This is a genomic window from Prevotella sp. AM42-24, assembly GCF_003461825.1.
GTDB classification, from domain to species: Bacteria; Bacteroidota; Bacteroidia; order Bacteroidales; family Bacteroidaceae; genus Prevotella; species Prevotella hominis.
Genome location: NZ_QTXV01000023.1, coordinates 16,041 through 38,966 on the forward strand (window position 1 = coordinate 16,041; position 22,926 = coordinate 38,966).

The 22,926-nt window shown below is 47.0% G+C and carries 14 protein-coding genes and 1 pseudogene; 12 read left to right on the forward strand and 3 right to left on the reverse strand.

The window, feature by feature from the left end:
• Position 1 precedes the first annotated feature (1 nt).
• From DW917_RS08570 to DW917_RS08590, 5 genes are all read left to right on the forward strand, one after another.
• Entirely contained in the window at positions 2-919 is a 918-nt protein-coding gene (locus DW917_RS08570; protein WP_118117812.1) for a ParB/RepB/Spo0J family partition protein, read from the forward strand.
• Between the two features lie 67 nt (positions 920-986).
• Positions 987-1,619 (forward strand): DUF5683 domain-containing protein, encoded by a 633-nt coding sequence (locus DW917_RS08575; protein ID WP_233524683.1) that lies wholly within the window; start codon positions 987-989, stop codon positions 1,617-1,619.
• A gap of 133 nt (positions 1,620-1,752) precedes the next feature.
• Complete coding sequence (locus tag DW917_RS08580) at positions 1,753-3,120, forward strand: lytic transglycosylase domain-containing protein (RefSeq protein ID WP_118117816.1); 1,368 nt, start codon at positions 1,753-1,755, stop codon at positions 3,118-3,120.
• Between the two features lie 71 nt (positions 3,121-3,191).
• Positions 3,192-5,480: a bifunctional (p)ppGpp synthetase/guanosine-3',5'-bis(diphosphate) 3'-pyrophosphohydrolase gene (locus tag DW917_RS08585; protein ID WP_118117818.1), complete on the forward strand. Its 2,289-nt coding sequence runs from the start codon at positions 3,192-3,194 to the stop codon at positions 5,478-5,480.
• A 24-nt stretch (positions 5,481-5,504) separates the two neighbouring features.
• A complete protein-coding gene (locus DW917_RS08590; protein WP_022110314.1) occupies positions 5,505-6,494 on the forward strand; it encodes a pectinesterase family protein in 990 nt (329 codons plus the stop codon).
• 90 nt (positions 6,495-6,584) lie between these two features.
• Here DW917_RS08590 and DW917_RS08595 read toward each other — a convergent pair whose 3' ends face one another.
• On the reverse strand, positions 6,585-6,932 hold the full coding sequence (locus DW917_RS08595; protein ID WP_022110315.1) for a MerR family transcriptional regulator: 348 nt from the start codon (positions 6,930-6,932) through the stop codon (positions 6,585-6,587).
• A gap of 180 nt (positions 6,933-7,112) precedes the next feature.
• Here DW917_RS08595 and alaS point away from each other — a divergent pair, with 180 nt between their 5' ends.
• Together alaS and DW917_RS08605 are read left to right on the forward strand one after the other, a co-directional pair.
• Entirely contained in the window at positions 7,113-9,776 is a 2,664-nt protein-coding gene (gene alaS / locus DW917_RS08600) for an alanine--tRNA ligase (RefSeq protein ID WP_118117820.1), read from the forward strand.
• A gap of 172 nt (positions 9,777-9,948) precedes the next feature.
• Positions 9,949-10,458 carry a gamma carbonic anhydrase family protein gene (locus DW917_RS08605; RefSeq protein ID WP_118117822.1) on the forward strand — a complete coding sequence of 170 codons (510 nt, stop codon included), beginning with the start codon at positions 9,949-9,951 and terminating at the stop codon, positions 10,456-10,458.
• A gap of 144 nt (positions 10,459-10,602) precedes the next feature.
• On the opposite strand, the gene DW917_RS08610 is transcribed toward DW917_RS08605, so the two are convergent.
• Together DW917_RS08610 and DW917_RS08615 are read right to left on the reverse strand one after the other, a co-directional pair.
• A complete protein-coding gene (locus DW917_RS08610; RefSeq protein WP_118117854.1) occupies positions 10,603-12,330 on the reverse strand; it encodes an alpha-amylase family glycosyl hydrolase in 1,728 nt (575 codons plus the stop codon).
• Positions 12,331-12,397: 67 nt separating this feature from the next.
• A pseudogene (locus DW917_RS08615) lies at positions 12,398-12,526 on the reverse strand (glycoside hydrolase family 97 C-terminal domain-containing protein); the annotation flags it as partial.
• A gap of 320 nt (positions 12,527-12,846) precedes the next feature.
• On the opposite strand from DW917_RS08615, the gene DW917_RS08620 reads away from it, so the two are divergent.
• The 5 genes from DW917_RS08620 (at position 12,847) to DW917_RS08640 (ending at position 22,897) form a co-directional block, all read left to right on the forward strand.
• On the forward strand, positions 12,847-15,108 hold the full coding sequence (locus DW917_RS08620) for a glycoside hydrolase family 3 C-terminal domain-containing protein (protein WP_118117824.1): 2,262 nt from the start codon (positions 12,847-12,849) through the stop codon (positions 15,106-15,108).
• Between the two features lie 38 nt (positions 15,109-15,146).
• Positions 15,147-17,492: a beta-glucosidase BglX gene (gene bglX, locus DW917_RS08625; protein WP_118117857.1), complete on the forward strand. Its 2,346-nt coding sequence runs from the start codon at positions 15,147-15,149 to the stop codon at positions 17,490-17,492.
• Between the two features lie 286 nt (positions 17,493-17,778).
• Positions 17,779-18,873: an FMN-binding protein gene (locus DW917_RS08630; RefSeq protein ID WP_118117859.1), complete on the forward strand. Its 1,095-nt coding sequence runs from the start codon at positions 17,779-17,781 to the stop codon at positions 18,871-18,873.
• 323 nt (positions 18,874-19,196) lie between these two features.
• Positions 19,197-21,464 carry a TonB-dependent receptor gene (locus tag DW917_RS08635; RefSeq protein ID WP_233524681.1) on the forward strand — a complete coding sequence of 756 codons (2,268 nt, stop codon included), beginning with the start codon at positions 19,197-19,199 and terminating at the stop codon, positions 21,462-21,464.
• Positions 21,465-21,535: 71 nt separating this feature from the next.
• Positions 21,536-22,897: a DUF4374 domain-containing protein gene (locus tag DW917_RS08640; RefSeq protein WP_118117828.1), complete on the forward strand. Its 1,362-nt coding sequence runs from the start codon at positions 21,536-21,538 to the stop codon at positions 22,895-22,897.
• Positions 22,898-22,926 lie beyond the last annotated feature (29 nt).

Sequence of the window (22,926 nt, forward strand, 5' to 3'; positions counted from 1 at the left end):
AATGGCAGTACATAAGAAATACAATAACGGAACGAAAAGCAATGCCTTGGGTCGTGGACTCGATGCATTGATATCAACAGAAGGCGTTCGCACTCAGGGCAGCAGCACCATCAATGAGATAGCGCTCGACCAGATAGAAGCGAACCCCAACCAGCCTCGCCGCGAGTTTGACGAGGAAGCCTTGCACGAACTGGCTGAAAGCATCAAGGCTATCGGTATCATCCAGCCCATCACCCTGAGACAGGTATCGGAAAACAGATTCCAGATTATCGCCGGTGAGCGCCGATGGAGAGCTTCCCAACTGGCTGGTCTCCTGGCTATCCCTGCCTACATCCGCACCATCAGCGACGAGAACGTGATGGAAATGGCTTTGGTGGAGAATATCCAGCGCCAGGACCTCAACGCCATCGAAATCGCCCTTGCCTATGAGCATCTCCTGGAAAACGAGGGAATGACACAAGAGAAGATTTCCGAGCGCGTGGGCAAGAGTAGAGCAGCCATTGCCAACTACCTCCGCCTGTTGAAACTGCCAGCCCAGGTACAGATGGCATTGCAGAAGAAGGAAATCGACATGGGACACTGCCGTGCACTGCTTGCACTTGACAGTCCGTCGCTACAAATCAAACTCTTCAAGGAAATCCAGAAAAACGGTTACTCAGTTAGAAAGGTAGAAGAAATGGTGCAGCACCTGAAAAACGGTGAGGACATCGAGAGTGGCAAGAAGACGATCACATCCAAGTCACAGGTACCAGAAGAGTTTACAATGCTGAAAGACCGTCTTTCTAAATTCCTCAACACCAAAGTACAGTTCACCTGTTCACCAAAGGGCAAAGGAAAAATCAGCATTCCTTTCGCCAACGAGGAAGAATTGGAGCGCATCATGAGCGTTTTCGACCAATTAAACCAAAACAAAAATTAAGAAAGTGAATTTCAAGTTATCACATATCTGCATCATGGCACTGCTATGGCTGGGCACAACACAGGCGATGGCACAAAAGGACTCACTCGCCGTAGAAAGCCTGAGCCTGGAGGATTCGATTACCATCGACAGTGCCTCCCTGAGCAAAGCACTCGCCCCTAAAGCGCTGAGAAAGAAGCGCAACTGGGCCACCTGGAGGCCAGACACCAAGCGTGCCATGTGGCTTGCTCTCGTATTGCCGGGTGCAGGACAGATTTACAACAGGAAATACTGGAAGCTGCCTATCATCTACGGCGGCTTCGTGGGATGTGCCTATGCCATGAGCTGGAACAACCAGATGTATCATGACTACTCACAGGCATATCTGGACATCATGGACGATGACCCCAACACACAGAGCTACAACCAGTTCTTGCACTTGGGAGCCCAAATAGATGCCAGCAACATAGAGCGATATAAGGAAATCTTCCGCAAACGCAAAGACCGCTATCGCAGATGGAGAGACATGAGTATGTTTGTGATGATAGGCGTATATGCCTTCTCCGTCATTGATGCATACGTGGATGCTTCCCTCTCTGAATTTGACATCTCAGACGATCTGTCGCTCAGAGTAGAGCCTACGGTAATCAACAACAATCAGAGAACCCGCAACCCATTGCGTTCTTCTACGCTTGGCCTGCAATGTTCTCTCACATTCTAAAGAAAACCTTCCTGCCTCTTCAGGAAAAGGGAAATACCCATTCCGAAAAAGGGAAAAACATTACGGGAAGAAACTATATACATTATTATATATATAAGAAAATCGAAAAAGCAAAATAGACCATTATATCAGAATGAAGAAAGTAATCATATTTGCAGCTATATTGCTTAGCTGTTCTACCGGAATGCAAGCGCAAACCGAAAATGGTGACAACGATGATGTGATCACCGTAACAGACAAAGACGGAAAAGCAGAAGAAATCGAAATTCCTACAGGTTTGGAGGACAATCTCGACAGCCTGCTCCATCTCTACAATGCTCAGACATATATGATGCTGGATACAGCATGCAACTACAAGGATGAAAACCGAACATACCCTAAAGAGGTATATATTGACCGCCTGAAGAGACTCCCTACCATCATAGAGATGCCATACAATGAGGTGGTACAGAAATTCATCGACCGCTATAGCGGCAAGTTACGCCGCTCTGTCAGCTTTATGTTGGGAGCCAGCAATTTCTACATGCCTATCTTCGAGGAGGCTTTGGAGGCATACAACCTGCCTTTGGAATTGAAATATCTGCCAGTCATTGAATCAGCGCTCAATCCGAAGGCTGTTTCAAGAGTAGGTGCCACAGGTCTCTGGCAGTTTATGCTGGCCACTGGCAAGCGCTATGGACTGGAAGTAAACTCATTGGTAGATGAGCGCCGCGACCCGGTGAAAGCATCTTATGCTGCAGCCCACTACCTGAGTGATCTCTATAAGATCTTCGATGACTGGGGATTGGTAATCGCTGCCTACAACTGCGGTCCAAGCAAGGTAAACCAGGCCATCCACCGTGCCAAAGGTTCTGCTGACTACTGGAGCATCTATCCATACCTCCCAAAGGAGACCCGTGGATATGTACCAGCATTCATCGCAGCCAACTATATCATGAACTACTACTGCGAGCATAATATCTGTCCGATGGTCACAGAGTTGCCAGCCAAGACTGACACCGTGGTAGTAAACAGAGATCTTCACTTAGAGCAGATTGCACAGGTATTGAATATCAATATCGAACATCTGCGCAACCTCAACCCAGAATACCGCCGCGACATCGTCAACGGACTCAACAAGCCTAAGACCGTACGTCTGCCAGAATCTCTCGTGGGAGCATTCATCGACAATGAAGACTCTATCTACAACTTCAAGACCGATGAACTGCTGTTGAAGCGCGATGTAGTGGATGTCAAGGAAGATACACCATCTGTCGGCCGCAACTACAGTTATAGCCGTAGCAGATCTTCTTACAGTTCAAGAAGCAGAAGCTCTTACAGCAGAAAGAGCAAGAAATCAAAAAAGAGAAAGACAACTCGCAGCAAGAGTGTAACCATCAAGAATGGCGACACCTTATCAGAAATAGCGGCACGCAATCACACGACCGTGAAGAAACTTCGCAAACTGAATGGTATTTCTGGTAACACAATACGTGCCGGCAAGAAGATCAAGGTGAAGTAAAACACCTTGATTTGCCGACAGACAACACATACTGATTCATCAACTAAAAATTTCAGCAGGAGGGTAAAACCATGAACGATCAGAACTTGAAGGAACTGGAAAGAGAGCAGGCTGACAACAAGCTCATCAATGATGCTTTCCAGCATTTGATAGACACATACGTGGCTTCACGCCACCGCAAGAAAGTAGATATCGTAACGAAAGCTTTCAACTTTGCACGACAAGCTCACAAAGGAGTACGACGACTCTCTGGTGAGCCATATATCATGCACCCTATCGCCGTGGCTCAAATCGCCTGCGAAGAAATGGGATTAGGCTCTACCAGTATCTGTGCAGCCCTACTCCATGACGTGGTGGAAGATACTGACTATACAGTAGAAGACATCACCAATATCTTCGGTGCTAAAATAGCACAGATTGTAGATGGACTGACCAAGATCAGCGGTGGTATCTTTGGAGATAAGGCTTCTGCCCAGGCTGAAAACTTCAAGAAACTCCTGCTCACCATGAGCGATGATATCCGTGTCATCCTCATCAAGATCTGCGACCGTCTGCACAACATGCGTACCCTCGCTTCCCAACCGGCAAACAAACAATACAAGATTGCCGGAGAAACGCTCTACATCTACGCTCCATTAGCTAACCGCCTGGGACTGAACAAGATCAAGACGGAATTGGAGAATCTCAGTTTCAAATACGACCACCCGCAGGAATATGCCAACATAGAGCATAAACTTGCAGATACAGAAGCACAGCGTGACAATCTCTTTGCACAGTTTACCGCCCCTATCCGTGAAGAACTCGATAAGTTGGGCGTAGAATACAAGATCAAAGCCCGTGTTAAGAGCCCTTATTCCATCTGGAACAAGATGCAGAACAAGCATGTCTCGTTCGACGAAATCTACGATATTCTGGCAGTCCGCATCATCTTTACCCCTAAAGTAAGGGCAAACGAGGTGAACGAATGCTTCAATATCTATGTAGCCATCAGCAAGATATACAAGAGTCATCCAGACCGTCTGCGCGACTGGCTCAACCATCCGAAAGCCAATGGCTATCAGGCGCTCCACGTCACCCTGATGAGTAAGCAGGGACGCTGGATAGAAGTACAGATTCGCTCAGACCGCATGGACGAAGTGGCTGAACAGGGATTTGCCGCACACTGGAAATACAAAGAGGGTGAAAACGAATATACAGAGGATGAAAACGAGTTGAATGACTGGCTCGGCACCATCAAGGAAATATTGGATGATCCACAACCGGATGCCATGGACTTCTTGGATGCCATCAAACTCAACCTCTTTGCATCAGAAATCTTCGTCTTCACGCCTAAGGGAGAAATCAAGACCATGCCAGCCGACTGTACTGCACTCGACTTCGCTTTCCAGATCCATACCTTCTTGGGAAGCCATTGTATCGGTGCTAAGGTCAATCATAAACTGGTTCCGCTCAGCCATAAGTTGCAAAGTGGCGACCAGGTGGAAATCCTGACCAGTAAGAGCCAGCATGTACAACCAGCATGGATCAACTTTGTCAGCACAGCCAAGGCAAAGAGCAAGATACAGGCCATTCTGAGACGAGACAACCGTGAGATACAGAAGAAAGGTGAGGAAGTACTCAGCGAGTGGCTCCAGAAGAATGCAATGGAGACAACAACGTCTATCGTAGATAAACTTTGCGACTTCCATAACATCCAGAAACATGAGAACTTCTTCCTGGCTTTAGGCAACCATACCATCATCTTAGGAGAAAAGGATCTCGACGAACTGCAGGGTAAGAACAAGAAGGTAAAACAATCCAGCAGCTGGCGCAACTATATCCCATTCCTCGGCAGTAAGAGTAAGGAGAAGAAGCCGGAAATCGGCACAGAGAAAAAGGAAGAACTCTTCATTGTGGGTAAGGATTTCAATAAGAAGAAACCGCTGATCATCACAGAAGAAAACATCAACCAGTTTATCTTCCCTACCTGTTGCCATGCCATCCCTGGAGATGACATCATGGGATTCATCGACAACAAGAACCGCATAGAGATACACAAGCGTGCCTGCCAGGTAGCAGCCAAGTTGAAATCCAGCTATGGCAACCGCATCGTAGATGCCAAATGGGACATGCACAAGCAGCTGCTCTTTGATGCAACCATCGAGATACAGGGCATCGACCGCAAGGGCATGTTGCTTGATGTAAGCAAGGTTATCAGCGACCAATTGGGTGTCAATATCCACAAACTTACCATCAGCAGCGACAATGGTATCTTCGACGGTACCATCGAACTTCGTGTCCACGATAGAGATGAGGTTAAGAAGATTACCGATATGCTCAAGAATATCGAGGACTTGCAGGATGTGCAGAGAATATTATAATTCTATATAAATCTACTGTAAACAATGAAAAAGGTATTATTAGCAATGATGCTATTCTTGGCGGCATGGCCAGTGCTTGCCGCCAACAAGTATGACAACCCGGATACCCTGGTAGTATCCCGAGATGGAACAGGTGAATTCCGCACCATCGACGAAGCCATCGAAGTCTGCAGAGCCTTCATGGACTATACCAAGGTCATCTATGTAAAAAAAGGAGTGTATAAGGAAAAGCTCATCATCCCATCGTGGCTCACCAACATCACCATCTGTGGTGAAGACCGTGACAACACCATCATTACGTGGGATGACCATGCCAACATCAAGATGCCTGTAGGCGGTCTGGATTCAGAAGCAGCCGTAAAAGGTAAACCGATGGGCACCTTCCGCACCTATACCCTCAAGGTTCAGGGAAGCTACATCACGCTCAAGGATATCACCATTGAAAATAATGCAGCCAAGTTAGGACAGGCAGTAGCCCTGCATACAGAAGGCGACCATATCCTGGTACAAAACTGCCGCTTATTGGGCAATCAGGATACAGTCTATACTGGCGTAGGTGGCACAAGAGTAGCTTTCTACGACTGCTATATCGAGGGAACAACTGATTTCATCTTCGGTCCAAGTATTGCCTGGTTCCAGAATTGCGAAATCCACAGCAAGGCAAACAGCTATATCACAGCAGCCTCTACCCCAGCAGGTCAGAAGTACGGCTATGTCTTCTACAAGTGCAGACTGACAGCCGACAAGGATGTGGATAAAGTATATTTAGGCCGTCCTTGGCGTCCATTTGCAGCCACCATTTTCATGGATTGTGAACTGGGCAAACATATCCGTCCAGAAGGATGGCACAACTGGAATAATGCCAAGAACGAAGAAACAGCCCGCTATGCGGAATATGGCAACAAAGGCGAAGGAGCCTCAACCAAGAATCGTGTAAAATGGAGCAAGCAACTCTCCAAGAAAGAAGCTGCCAAAGTAACGCTTCTTGATGCATTCGGAGAAGATTGCTGGTAATAAAGCTTCACCCTCCATTGAAGCAGTACTTCATTGCAAAAGAAGCTATACTTCACTCCCTTATGAAGTATAGCTTCTTTTTTGTTTGTCCTAAACTAACATATCGATTTGCTTTTTCAAGTCTTTCAACTGATCTCTCACGCTAATCAAAGTATCCAAGACTTCCGATGATTTATCAGCACCGGAACGGTTTTGCTGGAGATATTTTCGGGCAGCAGCAATCTTAAATCCCTTCACTTTGATCAGCGAATAAATCACCTTAATCTGCTCAATATCCTTCTCCGTATATTGACGCACCTTATTGGCAGTAACCTTCGGTTTGATAAAGGTAAACTCCTTCTCCCAATAACGCAGAGTAGATTCATTCACCCCTATCATTTCAGCTACTTCTTTGATGGAGTAGTATAATTTCACCGGTTTATCTGTATTTAATGCCATATTTTACCCACTTAAATTTCAAAAATAATTAATTTAGTTGCAAAATTAAACAATTCTTCTTATCTTTGCAAAGTTTTTGGGGAGAAAATGCCCTAAAGGGCAAAAATATTTCAAAGAGAGGATGTCGCCATCCCCTCTTCCAAACAGGAAATTGAAATTAAAGATAAATATAAAATAGATATGATGACAGCTAATGAAGTGCGCGAATCCTTCAAGAAATTCTTCGAAGGTAAAGGCCACAAGATTGTTCCATCAGCACCTATGGTTATCAAGGATGACCCTACGCTGATGTTTACAAACGCTGGTATGAACCAGTGGAAAGACATCATCCTCGGTACAAAAGATCCAGGCAAGGATGTACGTCGTGTTGATACTCAGAAATGTCTCCGTGTAAGCGGTAAGCACAACGACCTCGAAGAGGTTGGTCACGATACTTACCACCACACCATGTTCGAGATGCTCGGTAACTGGAGCTTCGGCGACTACTTTAAGGAGGGTGCCATTGATTTGGCATGGGAGTATCTTACTGAAGTTTTGAAGCTCAACCCTGCCGATCTCTACGTTACCGTATTCGAGGGTAGCAAGGAGGAAGGTCTGGAACGCGACAACGAGGCTGCAGGTTACTGGGCTAAGCACGTGCCAGCCGACCACATCATCAACGGTAACAAGCACGACAACTTCTGGGAGATGGGCGAAACAGGTCCTTGCGGTCCTTGCTCAGAGATTCACGTGGATTCTCGTACTCCAGAGGAGAAGGCTCAGGTGCCAGGCCGTGAGTTGGTAAACAAGGATAACCCTCAGGTCATCGAAATCTGGAACATCGTGTTTATGCAGTACAACCGCAAGGCTGATGGTTCTCTCGAACCACTCCCAATGCACGTTATCGATACAGGTATGGGCTTCGAGCGCTTGGTTCGCATGTTGCAGGATAAGCACTCTAACTATGATACAGATATCTTCCAGCCAATCATCAAGGAAATTGAGACAATCTCTGGCAAGAAGTATGGCTTTACTACTCCTACCGGTGAAAATGGTGAGGGCAAGGATGAGCAGGAAAAGATTGACATCGCTATGCGTGTTTGCGCCGACCACCTCCGTGCAGTAGCTTTCTCTATCGCCGACGGCCAGTTGCCAAGCAACGCCAAGGCTGGTTACGTAATCCGCCGTATCTTGCGCCGTGCCGTACGTTACGCTTACACATTCCTCGGCCAGAAGCAGGCATTCATGTACAAGCTCGTCAATGTATTGGTAGAGCAGATGGGTGCAGCCTTCCCAGAGTTGCCAGCTCAGCAGGAGCTCATCACCCGTGTGATGAAAGAGGAAGAGGATTCATTCCTCCGCACCTTGGAGAAGGGTATCAACCTCCTCAATGGCGATATGGACGAGCTCAAGGCTCATGGCGAGACTCAGCTCGACGGTGTGAGCGCATTCCGTCTCTTCGATACCTACGGTTTCCCTCTCGACCTCACAGAGTTGATCTGCCGTGAGAATGGTTACACCGTTGATGCAGCCGGCTTCGATGAGGAGATGAAGAAGCAGAAGGAACGTGCCCGCAATGCTGCTGCCGTTGAGAACGGTGACTGGGAGGTATTGCAGGAAGGCGACCAGAACTTCGTAGGTTATGACTATACAGAATATGAGTGCCACATCCTCCGCTATCGCAAGGTGACTCAGAAGAAGAACTCTTTCTATGAGCTGGTACTCGACAACACTCCATTCTATGGTGAGATGGGTGGACAGGTTGGCGACAAGGGTGTACTCGTTAGCGAGAATGAGACCATCCAGGTTATCGACACCAAGCGCGAGAACAACCAGAGCATCCACATCGTAAAGGAGTTGCCAAAGGATGTAAACGCTGATTTCATGGCTTGCGTAGATATCGAGAGCCGCGAGGGAAGTGCTGCCAACCATACAGCTACCCACTTGCTCGACTACTGTCTGAAGCAGGTTTTGGGCGAGCACGTAGAGCAGAAGGGTTCTTATGTAGATAAGGACACCTTGCGTTTCGACTTCTCTCATTTCCAGAAGGTAACTGATGAGGAGCTCCGCAAGGTAGAGCACATGGTAAACGAGATGATCCGTGCCGACTATCCATTGGATGAGCACCGCGATACTCCTATCGAGGAGGCTAAGGAGCTTGGCGCTATCGCCCTCTTCGGCGAGAAGTATGGCGACAAGGTTCGTGTCGTTCGCTTCGGTCCATCTGCCGAGTTCTGTGGTGGTATTCACGCCAAGAGCACCGGTAAGATTGGTTTCTTCAAGATTATCTCTGAGAGCAGCGTAGCAGCCGGCATCCGCCGTATCGAGGCTTTGACAGGCAAGGCTTGCGAGGAAGCTATCTACGGCTTGCAGGATACCATCGTAGCCTTGAAGGGCTTGTTCAACAACGCCAAGGATCTTGAGGGTGTCATCAGAAAGTACATCGACGAGCACGATGCCTTGAAGAAGGATGTTGAGAAGTTCCAGGCTCAGGCTGTGGAGCGTGCCAAGGATAAGCTTGTAGAGAATGCAAGAGAAATCAACGGCGTGAAGGTTGTTACTGCCGTATTGCCTATGGAGCCAGCAGCTGCCAAGGATTTGGTATTCAAGGTTCGTGAGGCATTGCCAGAGAACATGATTTGCGTGGTAGGTTCTGTTTATAACGACAAGCCTATGCTCAGCGTAATGTTCAGCGATGATATGGTTAAGGATCACGGTTTGAACGCAGGTAAAATGATTCGCGAAGCTGCCAAGTTGATTCAGGGCGGCGGTGGCGGTCAGCCTCACTATGCTCAGGCTGGCGGTAAGAACAAGGACGGCTTGAGCGCTGCAGTAGATAAGGTTGTAGAGTTGGCTCAGCTGTAATAAGCTTCCACAAATGAATATATGATAGAGTTATCTTAACTCTTATATATGATAAGGTATAAAGGGTTGCAATCCTCGAAAAGATGGATTGCAACCCTTTTTCTGTAAAATGCTGCGTATGATTTCAATATTTTTGTTACCTTTGCACCCAAATTTAAATACATATTTTAATATGGCTATCATAAAGACAGTAGAGGGAAAAACTCCCCGATGGGGAAAGAATTGTTTTATCGCTGAGAATGCCGTACTGACCGGCGATTGTATTCTTGGCGATGACTGTAGCATCTGGTATAGTGCGGTATTGCGCTCTGACGTGGATGCTATCAGATGTGGAAACAGGGTAAATATACAGGATTGCGCCTGCATCCATCAAACCGGTACGATGCCTTGCATTCTAGAGGATGATGTATCTGTGGGACATGGTGCCATCGTCCACGGAGCCACAGTCAGAAAAGGCGCACTCATCGGCATGAATGCCACCGTGCTAGACAAGGCAGACATTGGCGAAGGAGCTATTATTGCAGCAGGTGCTGTAGTTACCCATGGCACCAAGGTTCCTGCACATGAGATTTGGGCTGGTATTCCAGCCAGGAAAGTGAAGACCTGCGCTCCCGGACAAGCCGAGGAGTTTGCCAAGCATTATTCCGGATATATCAAGGACTGGTATCTGAAGGAAGATTGATAGAAAGGTATCTTGGCAAGGAGACTATCATCGTATTAGTAGGTTAACGACGTGTAGTAAAAGCTGCATGATAAAGATGATTCGTGACCGTAAAACAAAAATGCGCCCGCACAATACGGACGCATTTCTGTTTTTATAAAAGCTCTATCTTTCCACCTTGAATATGGCGGCACTTATGCCAGAAGCTTTAATTACATCAGTCTTTTTTCCTGATTTATACACAACCTTTCCTGTGGAAAGAACAGAAATTGCCTTACCACCTACGGAGCTGATATTGAGAGCGGCTGCCTTGGCACCAGGATTCACGACAACAACATACTTCTCCTCACCCAAAGTGCGCTCATATACCATCGGATATTCCTGCCCCTTCTGGTTCAGGAGCTTCCAATCTCCCTCATTGTCAAGAGCCTTTGCAGAATGACGCAAAGCGGTCAACTTACGGGTATATGACAACAGAGAATTCTGATCTCCCTGCTGAGCTTCAACGGTCAACTTTCCGTTTTCCGTATCTACAGGAAAGTAAAGCTTATCGGGTGCACTCGTAGAGAATCCGGCATTCTTGCCCTTGGTCCACTGCATCGGAGTACGGGTACCAGAACGCTCATTGCTACCCTCCTTGTTAGGGAGATTCATCTGAAACTTCATACCAATCTCATCACCATAATAAATAAATGGAATACCAGGCATGGTGAGGAAGAAGGTCATCGCCACCTTCAACTGGTCTGGCGTGTTGCGGGTACCGATGTTAGGGCGCTGGTAATCGTGGTTGGCAGATGGAACAGCAATGTAGCCGAGATTCTTGGTGGCATTGAATGCCTTGGTATAGTTCTCGCTAAATTCCTTGAGCGAACCCTTGCCCTGCTTGTCGAAATAGCAGTTCTGGTAACCCTGCTCCCACTTGCCCCATGGAGTCTTGCGGTCGAAGAACAGAGAGGCATAGCCCTTGAGACCGAAATGGATGTAGAAATCGATGTTGAAGCCGGCAGGAATGGCTTGCTGCGGATTAGCCCACTCTGAAATCAAGACGGTCTCTGGATAATACTTATCCTTCCAGGCACGCATCTCATTCCAAAGCTTGGAAACCTCCTTCTTGTCGGGGTCATTCTTGATAAGCGATGACGCCATATCTACACGGAAGCCATCCACACCCTTATCAAACCAGAAAGCCATGATGTTACGTATCTCCCTGCGTACAGCCTGTGGTCCTGGAGCATCTACGCCCTGCTCCCAAGGATGATTTGGATCTGGATGAGCAAAACCATAGTTCAAGGCAGGCTGGCACTCAAAGAAATTCTTCTCATAATACTTAGCACGAGGAGCATTAGCCTCCACATATCTTCCTCGGGTACTAGACTCCGGACTTGCCTCCTGATGACGGGCTTCTATTTCTTTCTTCTCACTCTCAGGGATATCATTCATCCAGATATAATAGTCGCTGTAACGCTGGTTAGGATCTTTCTCGGAAGACTCCTTAAACCAGGAACACTTGGTGCTGGAATGTCCTGCCACCAGGTCGAGACAAACCTTGATGCCACGCTTATGGGCCTCATTAACCAAAGTAACCAAATCGGTATTGGTACCGAATCGAGGATCCACCTTGTAGAAATCGATGACATCATAGCCACCATCAAACCATCCCGACTCAAAGATTGGATTGAGCCAGAGGGCGTTCACTCCCAGAGACTTGATGTAATCCAACTTGGAAGTGATACCCGGCAGATCGCCAATACCGTTGCCATCAGTATCCATATAGGAAGATGGATAAATCTGATAGAAAAGTGCATCACTCAACCAAGCCGGTCCCTTCTTCTGTTCTGCCTGAGCAGAAAGTGTGGTTGCCGCCAAAGCAGCAACCAACAACATTTTATTCATTCTTTTCATAAGCATCATTATTAAATTAAGAAAAACTCTCTCTAATAATAACTCAAAATTCTGCATTTTATTGTGCAAAAATGCTAATTGCAAATCCGCCACCTGCAACAGAGTTCAACTTCAAGACAGACTTGCTGGTCACAGTCTTCTTGGTGATGACATAAGCCTGAGGATTGGTCTTGTAGTTGGCATTTTTGCGATTGCAAATTTAATAGTTTTTTTCGAGTTTTCCTACCTCATTAATAAAATAGTGGAACAAAAACGACAAAAAACGCAATAACAACCTCATTAACAACAGGTTTCCATAATCTTCCATACTATTGAAAGTGGATGGAATAAACATACAGCACTCTTTATCAGGTACTTATAAAAATCACCAATGATATTTTTCCACTTTTTCTTTGCAAGCACTCGGTTTATACCTTATTATTTAGTAACTTTGCATCCGAAAATGACAGATACGCATTTTCATAACTAACAATTTAATATTCATAAGAAATAATATTCACAAGAAATATGAAACACTTTATTCTATCCTGCGCACTATCGATGGCGGCTATAGCCACCTCCAGCGCACAACAAACTGGTAAGTTGCCCGTCTACCTCGACAACACCAAACCAGTAGAGCAACGCATCGACGATGCCATTGCCCGAATGACACTTCAAGAGAAGATTCGCATCATTCATGCACAGAGTAAGTTTTCCTCTGCAGGAGTTCCCCGTTTGGGATTTCCTGACTTCTGGACAGATGACGGTCCTCATGGTGTTCGCCCTGATGTATTGTGGGACGAATGGGAGCAGGCTGGCCAAACCAATGACTCCTGCGTAGCCTTCCCTGCCCTCACCTGCCTGGCAGCATCCTGGAACCCACAGATGAGCAGAATCTATGGAGAATCATTAGGCGAAGAGGCTTTGTATCGAGGAAAAGACATGATCTTAGGTCCTGGCGTGAACATCTATCGCACCCCATTGAACGGACGCAACTTCGAATATATGGGTGAAGATCCTTACCTGGCAAGCATCATGGTTGTACCTTATATCCAAGGATTACAGTCTAAGGGAGTATCAGCCTGCGTAAAGCATTACTGCCTCAATAACGAGGAGGAATATCGTCATCAGGTAAACGTCATCGTGAGCGACCGTGCCCTCCATGAAATCTATCTCCCAGCCTTCAAGGCTGCTGTAGAGAAAGGTAAGACTTGGGGAATCATGGGTGCATACAATCTCTACAAGAACGAACACAACTGCCACAACCAGTGGACTCTGAACAAGATTCTAAAGGGCGACTGGAAATATGACGGCGTAGTGGTAAGCGACTGGGGAGGCGCACACGATACCGACCAAGCCGTGAAGAACGGGCTCGACATAGAGTTCGGCACATGGACGAATGGATTGACTATGGGTGCCAGCAATGCCTACGATAATTACTACCTTGCCGTACCATATATAAAAGGTATCCAGGAAGGAAAATACACCACCAAGGAATTGAATGAAAAGGTGCGCCGCGTATTACGCCTATTCTATCGCACCACCATGAATCCGAACCGTCCTCACGGTTTCCTCTGTTCTGACAGCCACTATGCGGCAGCCAGACAGATTGCCGAAGAAGGCATCGTACTGCTCCAGAACAAGAACCATGTGCTTCCTATCAATACCCAGAAGGTTTCGCGCATCCTGGTAGTAGGCGAAAATGCCGTGAAGATGATGACCGTGGGTGGAGGCAGCTCTTCTCTCAAGGTACAGCGGGAGATTTCGCCGCTCGATGGATTAAAATCTCGACTGGAAAAAGATAATGTGGAAGTGGAGTTTGCCCGAGGTTATGTAGGCGATGTAAGCGGAAATTACAATGGCGTAACTACCGGACAGAATCTGGAGGACAAACGCAGTGAGGCTGAGCTGATAGCCGAAGCCGTAGAAAAGGCCAAGCATGCTGATTACGTGGTGATGTTTGGCGGCTTGAACAAGAGCGATTATCAGGATTGCGAAGGTCACGACCGCAAACAGCTTGAATTGCCATACGCTCAAGACAAGCTCATAGAGGCATTGGCTAAAGCCAATAAGAACTTCATCTATGTGAATATCTCGGGTAATGCAGTGGCTATGCCTTGGAAAGAGAAGGTAGCAGGTATCGTACAGGGATGGTATATCGGTAGCGAAAGCGGTGAAGCTCTGGCTTCTATCCTCACCGGCGACAAGAATCCTAGCGGCAAATTACCATTCACATGGGTAAACTCATTGCAGGAAGTGGGTGCCCACGCATTAAACACCTATCCGGGTACCTGGCGCAAGGAAGGTGGAGCCAAGACTGAGGGCAACATCATTGATGAGGAGTATAAGGAAGACATCTACGTAGGTTACCGTTGGACTGATAAGAAAAACATCAAGCCAGCATTCGCCTTTGGACATGGATTGAGCTACACTCAGTTTGCCATCTCTAATCTTCGCAGTGATAAGAATCTGATGAATCTGAATGACTCTATCACCTTTACCGTGAATGTAAAGAACACTGGCAAACGTGCCGGTGCAGAAACCATCCAGCTCTATATCCATGATGTAAAGGCTTCTGTTGATCGCCCTTACAAGGAGCTGAAGGGATTCCAGAAGGTTTACCTGCAGCCGGGAGAGAGCAAGGATGTAAACATCACCATCAATAAGCAGGCACTCAGCTTCTATGATGAAACAGCTGCATCCTGGAAGGCAGAAGCAGGCAAGTTTGAGGCACTCGTCGGAAATGCTTCCGATCAGCTGAAACTCAAAAAGGCGTTTGAACTGAAATAAAATGAATGGAGTTAATACATAACAAGAACAGCGTAAATATGAGAACAGCATTCATATCACTATCATTTCTGCTGGCTGGCTCGCTGATGGTTCCTGCCATCGCCCACACACCCGCCAGCAAGAAGAAAGTTGCTACAACAACTCAAAAAGGTAAAATCCTGCCGATGAAGGAGTATATCGACCAGCTGATGGCAAAGATGACTCTGCAGGAGAAAATCGGTCAGCTCAACCTGATGGTAGCTGGCGACATCACTACCGGTGGAGCCCTGAACACCCAGGTGGGTGGCGACATTGCAAAAGGCAACATGGGCGGCGTATTCAACATCAAGGGACTCGACAAAATCAAGGCTCTCCAGGACATCGCCATCAAGAACAGCCGTCTGGGCATTCCGCTGCTGGTGGGCATGGACGTAATCCACGGCTACGAGACCATGTTCCCTATCCCCCTCGCCCTCTCCTGCTCCTGGGATACAGAAGCGATGAAGAAGGTAGGCGAAGTATCGGCAAAGGAAGCCAGTGCTGCAGGAATCAACTGGACTTACTCGCCCATGGTAGATATTGCACTCGATGCCCGATGGGGACGAATCAGCGAGGGTAACGGAGAGGATCCTTACCTGAGCGGCGTGATGGGTGCTGCACTCACACAGGGTTACCAGGGCGCCGATATGCGCACGGAAGAGATATTGAGGGCCGATAGAATCATGGCGTGCCTCAAACACTTTGCCCTCTACGGAGCCGTGGAGAGTGGCAAGGAATACAATACCGTGGATATGAGTCGCATACGCATGATGAACCAATACCTGCCTCCTTACGAAGCCGTGGTAAAGGCTGGCGTAGGAAGCGTAATGTCTTCGTTCAACCTGATAGATTATACCCCTGCCACCGCCAACCACTGGATGATGACCGATGTCTTGAGAAAACAATGGGGATTCAAGGGCTTTCTCGTAACAGATTATGCATCTATCGCCGAGATTCTGAATCACAGCACTGCCAAGGATCTGAAAGAAGCATCAGAACAGGCACTCCTGGCTGGTACGGATATGGATATGTGCTCCAATGCCTTCGTAAAGCATCTGGCACAAAGCGTGGCTGAGGGCAAAGTGACAGAAGAAGATATCAACATCGCCTGCCGACGCATACTCGAGGCAAAATACAAACTGGGATTATTCAGCAATCCTTACCGCTACTGCAATACCAAGCGAAACAAAACCGACATCTACTCTGCCGAAAACCGACAAATAGCTCGCGACGTAGCAGCCGAGACCTTCGTGCTTCTGAAAAATGAAGGAAATCTTCTTCCTCTGAAGAAGCAGGGAAAGATAGCGCTGATTGGTCCTCTTGCAGATACCCGCAACAATATAGCCGGCACATGGAGTGTAGCTCAGGCTCCAGAGAAATACACCACTATCAAGGAGGCGATGGAGAAGGCACTCGATGGCAAAGCCACCTTATTATACGCACAGGGCAGCAATATCTGGCGCGATAGGGAACTTCAGAAAAACGGCGAACAGGGCAAGTCTATCGCCTGGGGAGATAAGGTAAAGATGAAGAATGAGGCGCTGCAGATAGCAAAGGAAGCAGACGTGATTGTATGCGCCATGGGCGAAACTGCCGACATGAGTGGAGAATGTGCAAGCCGCACTAATCTGGAAATGCCTGATGTGCAGCAAGAACTTCTGGCAGAACTCGCAAAGACGGGAAAACCTGTCGTATTGCTCAATTTTGCCGGTCGCCCTACGGTTTTGTCATGGGAGAATGAACACATTCCTGCCATCATGAACGTATGGTTTGGTGGTTCTGAGATGGGAGATGCACTTTGCGATGTCATCTTCGGCGACAAGGTCCCATCAGGTAAGCTCACCACTTCCATGCCAAAGACAACTGGACAGGAGCCTCTCTATTACAATCATCAGAATACGGGAAGACCTGTACCTGATGACAATCAGAAATTTGCCAAGTTTGCCAGCAATTGTATGGATGTAAGCAATGGTCCTCTCTATCCATTTGGTTATGGTCTGAGTTACACCACTTTTGAGTATGGCGACTTGAAGCTAAGTAGCCATCAAGTCAATATGGATGACTGGAAGATTATCGCCACCATCAACGTAAAGAATACAGGCAGCCGTGATGCCGACGAGGTAGTTCAGCTCTATATCCGTGATATGGTTGCCAGCATCTCTCGTCCTGTCAAGGAATTGAAAGGTTTCCAGCGAATCCATCTGGCTGCAGGAGAAAGCAGGGAAATCAGCTTCGATATCACTCCTGAAATGCTCAAATTCTATAACGCAGAATTAAAGCATGTGATTGAACCTGGCGACTTCCAGATTATGGTGGGAGGAAACAGTAAAGAGGTAAAGACCCAGAATCTTACTGTTAAGAACTAGTGCCAAAAGCAAATGAACATGCAATGATAGATACAAGACTGTAAGTTTTCAGGAAATCCCGGCAAGAGATGGCATACAGCTATTCTCTTGCCGGGATAATTAATAAGGTAAACTTGTTAAATACCGTTAATACAATAAACCATCTCGAATTTTAGAAGTCCAAATGATGGTTTTGGTAGAAACCATGACTCTTTTCGTGTCGAATTAACTCCATTTTAAGTGTCATACTTGTTGGGTATATAAATTAATAATAAGAATAACAAGAGATAATCCGATGAAAAAAATGATGGGTAATTATTCAGGAAAACTACAACAACAGCTTTGTTTGCTGATATGTGTGCTGATGGTTGTGGCCGTCAGTATCCGTAGAGATGGCAAGGTGGCAGGACGCTATGTGAATCAGCAACAGACGTTCTCGCCAAAGACAGAGCCAATGGCTGTACTTGAGGATGGTTCCGTGCAATTGAATACTACAGAACTTGGAAAAGACATTGTAGGTTACGGAGGCATAGTGCCATTGGAGATTACCTTGCAGGATGGCAGGGTAAAGAGTATCAGAGCACTTGCCAATTCAGAGTCTCCCGATTTCTTTACTGAGGCTTCTGCCCTTCTTACTAAATGGAATGGCAAGACGATAGAAGACGCTCAGAAGATGAAGGTGGACGCCGTGTCTGGGGCGACGTTCTCTTCGAAGGCAATCATCGGAAACGTGCAGCGAGGACTTCAGTATGCAGCCAAGAATCCTGTAAAGACTTCAATATGGTCAGAGTTTGATTTCTCTGCCAAGGCTATAGTCGGACTGATTGTTGTGCTCATGGCAGCCATCGTACCGCTTTTCATTAAGAACAGACGATATAGGATAGCTCAGCAAATTCTGAATGTCATAGTGCTTGGATTCTGGTGCGGTTCTTTTCTGAACTATACATCAATCATCAGTTATATGTCAAATGGCATGAACGTAGTGGCATTGATAGTGCCGGTCATCATGCTAATCACGGCATTCGTATATCCACTCTTCGGCAAGAAATCATACTATTGTACGCATGTGTGTCCCTTCGGTTCTTTGCAGGAACTTGCAGGGAAATGCGTAGGATATAAAATCAGAATGAAACCAACGACAGCCAAGCGCATAGATTGGCTCCGCCAGATTCTGTGGACCATACTCATGCTGTGTTTGTGGACAGGTATATGGTTCGACTGGATTGATTATGAACCCTTCTCTGCCTTTGTTTTCCAGTCGGCATCATGGGTGGTCATAGCCATTGCCATAACCTTCGTGGCACTCTCTACGGTAATTATGCGACCATACTGTCGCTTTGTCTGTCCTACGGGATCACTCATTAAATACAGCCAATTCTCTATTTTAAAGAAAAAGAAATAAAAATAAACCGGTCATTAGAACGCATATAAACGATGCATTCTGACGGCCGGTTTTTACTTGGTATGAACTTTCAAAAATAAAATCATCATTTCTAGGTATTGCATATTTCCAGAAATGTCAGTACCTTTGCACCCGCAAACAAGACCGAGGAAGGAATGGCATATATTCCAGCCTCAGCCGGAAAGCATGGAATAAAAGCAACGGATAAGCGAGAAACAGTCATTGCCCATATCATTCCTTACATATTATATAATAAGGTGAAAATACCTTCTTATATTTATATCCCTAAAGAATGTGCTAGGCCCGACGTATAATTACTCCTTATGGTACCACAAATTATTTTCCAGCAAAACGGAAATAACTTTGATATGATAAGAAGCAACTATATACGTAGGGGCGTATTGGCTCTATGCATGCTCATCATGACGATGGCAGCATGGGCACAGCACAATTCAGACCCCCTCAAAAATGATTTCAGTAAGTCACATCAGCAGGATAACTATAGAAAAAATCTGCTTGGTGACAAGTTAAAACAAACCCTGCATCTGGGCGAAGTAGTGGTTCGTGGCAACCAGGTAAAGCGTGTCAACTCGTCGGCATTCAATGTCATGGCGGTAGATACACGCCGCCTGCGCAATACCAACCTCGACCTGGCGCATGTTCTCGACCGCGTATCGGGCGTGAAAGTGCGTGAGGACGGAGGTCTTGGCTCTGGCGCAAGCATCAACCTGAATGGCTTTACGGGCAAGCACGTGAAACTCTTTATCGATGGTGTACCGATGGATGGTGCATCATCCAGTTTCAGCATCAACAATATACCTGCGAGCTTTGCCAACCGCATCGAGGTATATAAGGGTGTCGTACCCGTAGATTTCGGTGGAGATGCCTTAGGTGGTGCCATCAATATCGTGACCGACCACTCTCCGCATACATACGTTGATGCCAGCTATAGCTATGGTTCTTTCAATACCCATCGCAGTAATCTCTCTTTAGGATGGACGGGCAGATCGGGACTTATGCTCCGCTTGAACGCCTATCAGAACTATTCAGACAACGACTATAAGGTAAAGACGCAATGGACTGATCTTGAGACCAATGCGGTGAGCAACGAAGAGGCGTGGTTCCGCCGGTTCCACGACAGATACCACAACGAGGCTGTCATCTTCCAGCTGGGTGTGGTAGATAAGACATGGGCCGACAAGCTCATCTTCGGCTTGAACTATAGCCATGAATATGCACAGATACAGAACGCCAATCTGATGAAAATCGTGTTTGGCGGCAAATATCGCACAGCGCAAGGATGGACTCCCTCTATACTCTATGAGAAGCGAAATCTTGCTATCCCAGATTTGGACTTCCGATTGTCGGCTCGCTACGACATGGTGAAGACCAATAATGTGGATACGCTCAGCCGCACCTATAGTTGGACGGGTGAGTATAAGGTAAATGCCTATCAGGGCGAGGGAGTTCCAACGCTTGCCGAATTCAAGGGTTACACCCTGGCTACTGTTGCCAACCTGACCTATCATCTTGGCGACCAGCATTTCTTTACGCTTAACGATACTTATACCCATTATCGCCGCCGCACCACCAATGCGGCATCCAATAGCGTTCAGAGTTCAGCAGCCACCTTCATGCGCCGCATCAATGCCAAAAACACCTTAGGACTGTCGTACAAGTTTATCCCCAACCAGCATTGGAACATGGTAGCTTTCCTGAAGTACTACGACTCACATGTTAGAGGACCTGTGAACATCGCTTCATCCGGGCGTGCCGACTATCAGGAGCAGGAACGTTCTACCGATGCCTTGGGATATGGTGCAGCAGGAACTTACTTTCTACTGAACAAAGACTTACAGATAAAGCTGTCGTATGAGCAAACCTATCGTCTGCCTACCGACCGTGAGCTCTTTGGTGATGGCGATTATGAGGATGGCAATGCCACCCTTCGCCCGGAGAAGAGCGACAATGTAAATCTGAACCTGGGCTATCAGCATACTTTCAATGATGCGCATACCCTGAGTGCAGATGCAGGCTTCAACTATCGTCACGTAGCGGATTACATCATCCGAACCATCGGACAGAAGGGAGTAGCCGTGAGCACCAACCACGGCAAGGTGCTGGGACTGGGAATGGACCTGGGCTTGCACTACTATTATAAGGATGTGGCAAGTATCGGTGGAAACTTCTCCATGCAGAACACCCGCGACAGAGAACGACTCAACAGTATCGGGGCAGAATCGGTAACCTATGGCGACCGTGTGCCTAACTTGCCTTATACCTTTGGCGGTGCTGATGCAAGCTATACTTTCAAGCATGTGTTGGGCAAGGCAAACCGACTTACCATAGGCTGGAACATGAGATACGTACACCGGTTCTTCCGCTCATGGGCAAGCGAGGGTGCTAAACTCTATGTGCCAGAGCAATGGAGCCATGATGCCAACCTGGTGTATGCGATACAAGGCGGCAGATACAACGTATCGATAGAGGCAAACAACTTCACCAATGCCCTACTCTACGACAACTATAGCTTGCAAAAGCCGGGGCGCAGTTTCAGCATCAAGTTCCGCTATGTGTTTTACAAACAATAGTAAGGGTATTATCTTAGGAAAATATTGATTCAGAATACATTATAATTAATCAATAACATACGTTTAAAAGAATGAAAAAGACTTATTTATCACTGTCAAGAATGGCAGTGACAGGGCTATTCTTGTGCCTTTTCGGAATCACACCCGGGTTTACAAGCTGTAGCAGCAGCGATGATATTTCGGGTACAGATAGTGGCTCAGGCGATGTAAATGAAGGAGGTTCCTCTTCGGGTTCCGGTTCTACAGAAGAAGTAAAGAACGGCAAGGGTTCTTACTTCATTGCCGTAAAGACCGACAATGGTACAGAATACATCATGCAGACCAACAGTCTGACGGCAGGCAATCTTGACATCAGAAACAATATCATGGAATTGCCACAGACAGAATATACCTGGGTGTTCAATAACCATGATGCCATCGGTATGGTTTATCAGCAGCAGTTTGCCGGTCTGGGATATGGATTGCGCTGGACATCGGATGATTCTCAGTTTTCCAAGCTGGGTGAGTTCCGCATCGATACCCGCTTCTCCAACTACGGTTTCTTCAACAACCAGTTGCTGACCAGTGTAGGAGGTCAGGTTTCTGCCGACGGCAAGCGAAACGACGGAGCAACCTTCGCCTTCTGGAACATCACTGCAGACGGAGTGAAACTCGATCATACCAAGACCATCTGGACGGAAGACATCACAGGCAACGGTCAGCAGATTACCTTCTCCAGCATCATCGACAATGGCGACGGAACTTTCCTTACAGCGATGGTTCAGTCTGCATTCCACCAGACAGGAACCGGCGATGGATCCAGCATAGGTGATGTGAAATATCCCGATAGTGTATGGGTGGCAAAGATGGATAAGGATCTGAACGTACTGAAGGTTTATCGTGACGACCGAATCAGCTATGCTGCCGGTCAGTATCGCTCTCAGGTACTCCACGAAGTATTCAAGACCAACGATGGTACGGTGTATGTCTTCTCCAACGCATTCAATACCGCAACCACCCGAAAGGCTGGTGCTCTGCGCATCAACAAGGGAGCAGAGGAATTTGATAAAGATTATTATTTCGACATTCAGACTCCTGCCGATGGCTACAAGTTCCGCCGTGTATGGTACATCACAGACAGCAAGTTCCTGCTCGAAATCTACAACGAGAAGAACATCAGTACCATAACTGCCGGTCATCAGTTTGCCATCGTTGACATGGCGAGCAAGAAGTTTACCTGGCTCAGCGGCATCCCTACGAAGAATCTCATCACATCGGGTACAGAGACCGGAGGCGTTCCGATGTATGCTGACGGAATTCTCTATCTCCCTATCACCCAGTTTGGCCAGGATGCAACCATCTATCAGGTGAATCCAGAGACGGGTGTGGCAACCAAGGGTATCAGTATCAAGGGTGTGACAGAAATAAGAACACTCGGAAAATTAAACAGATAAATTCATATCATTCATACATAAATATAAAT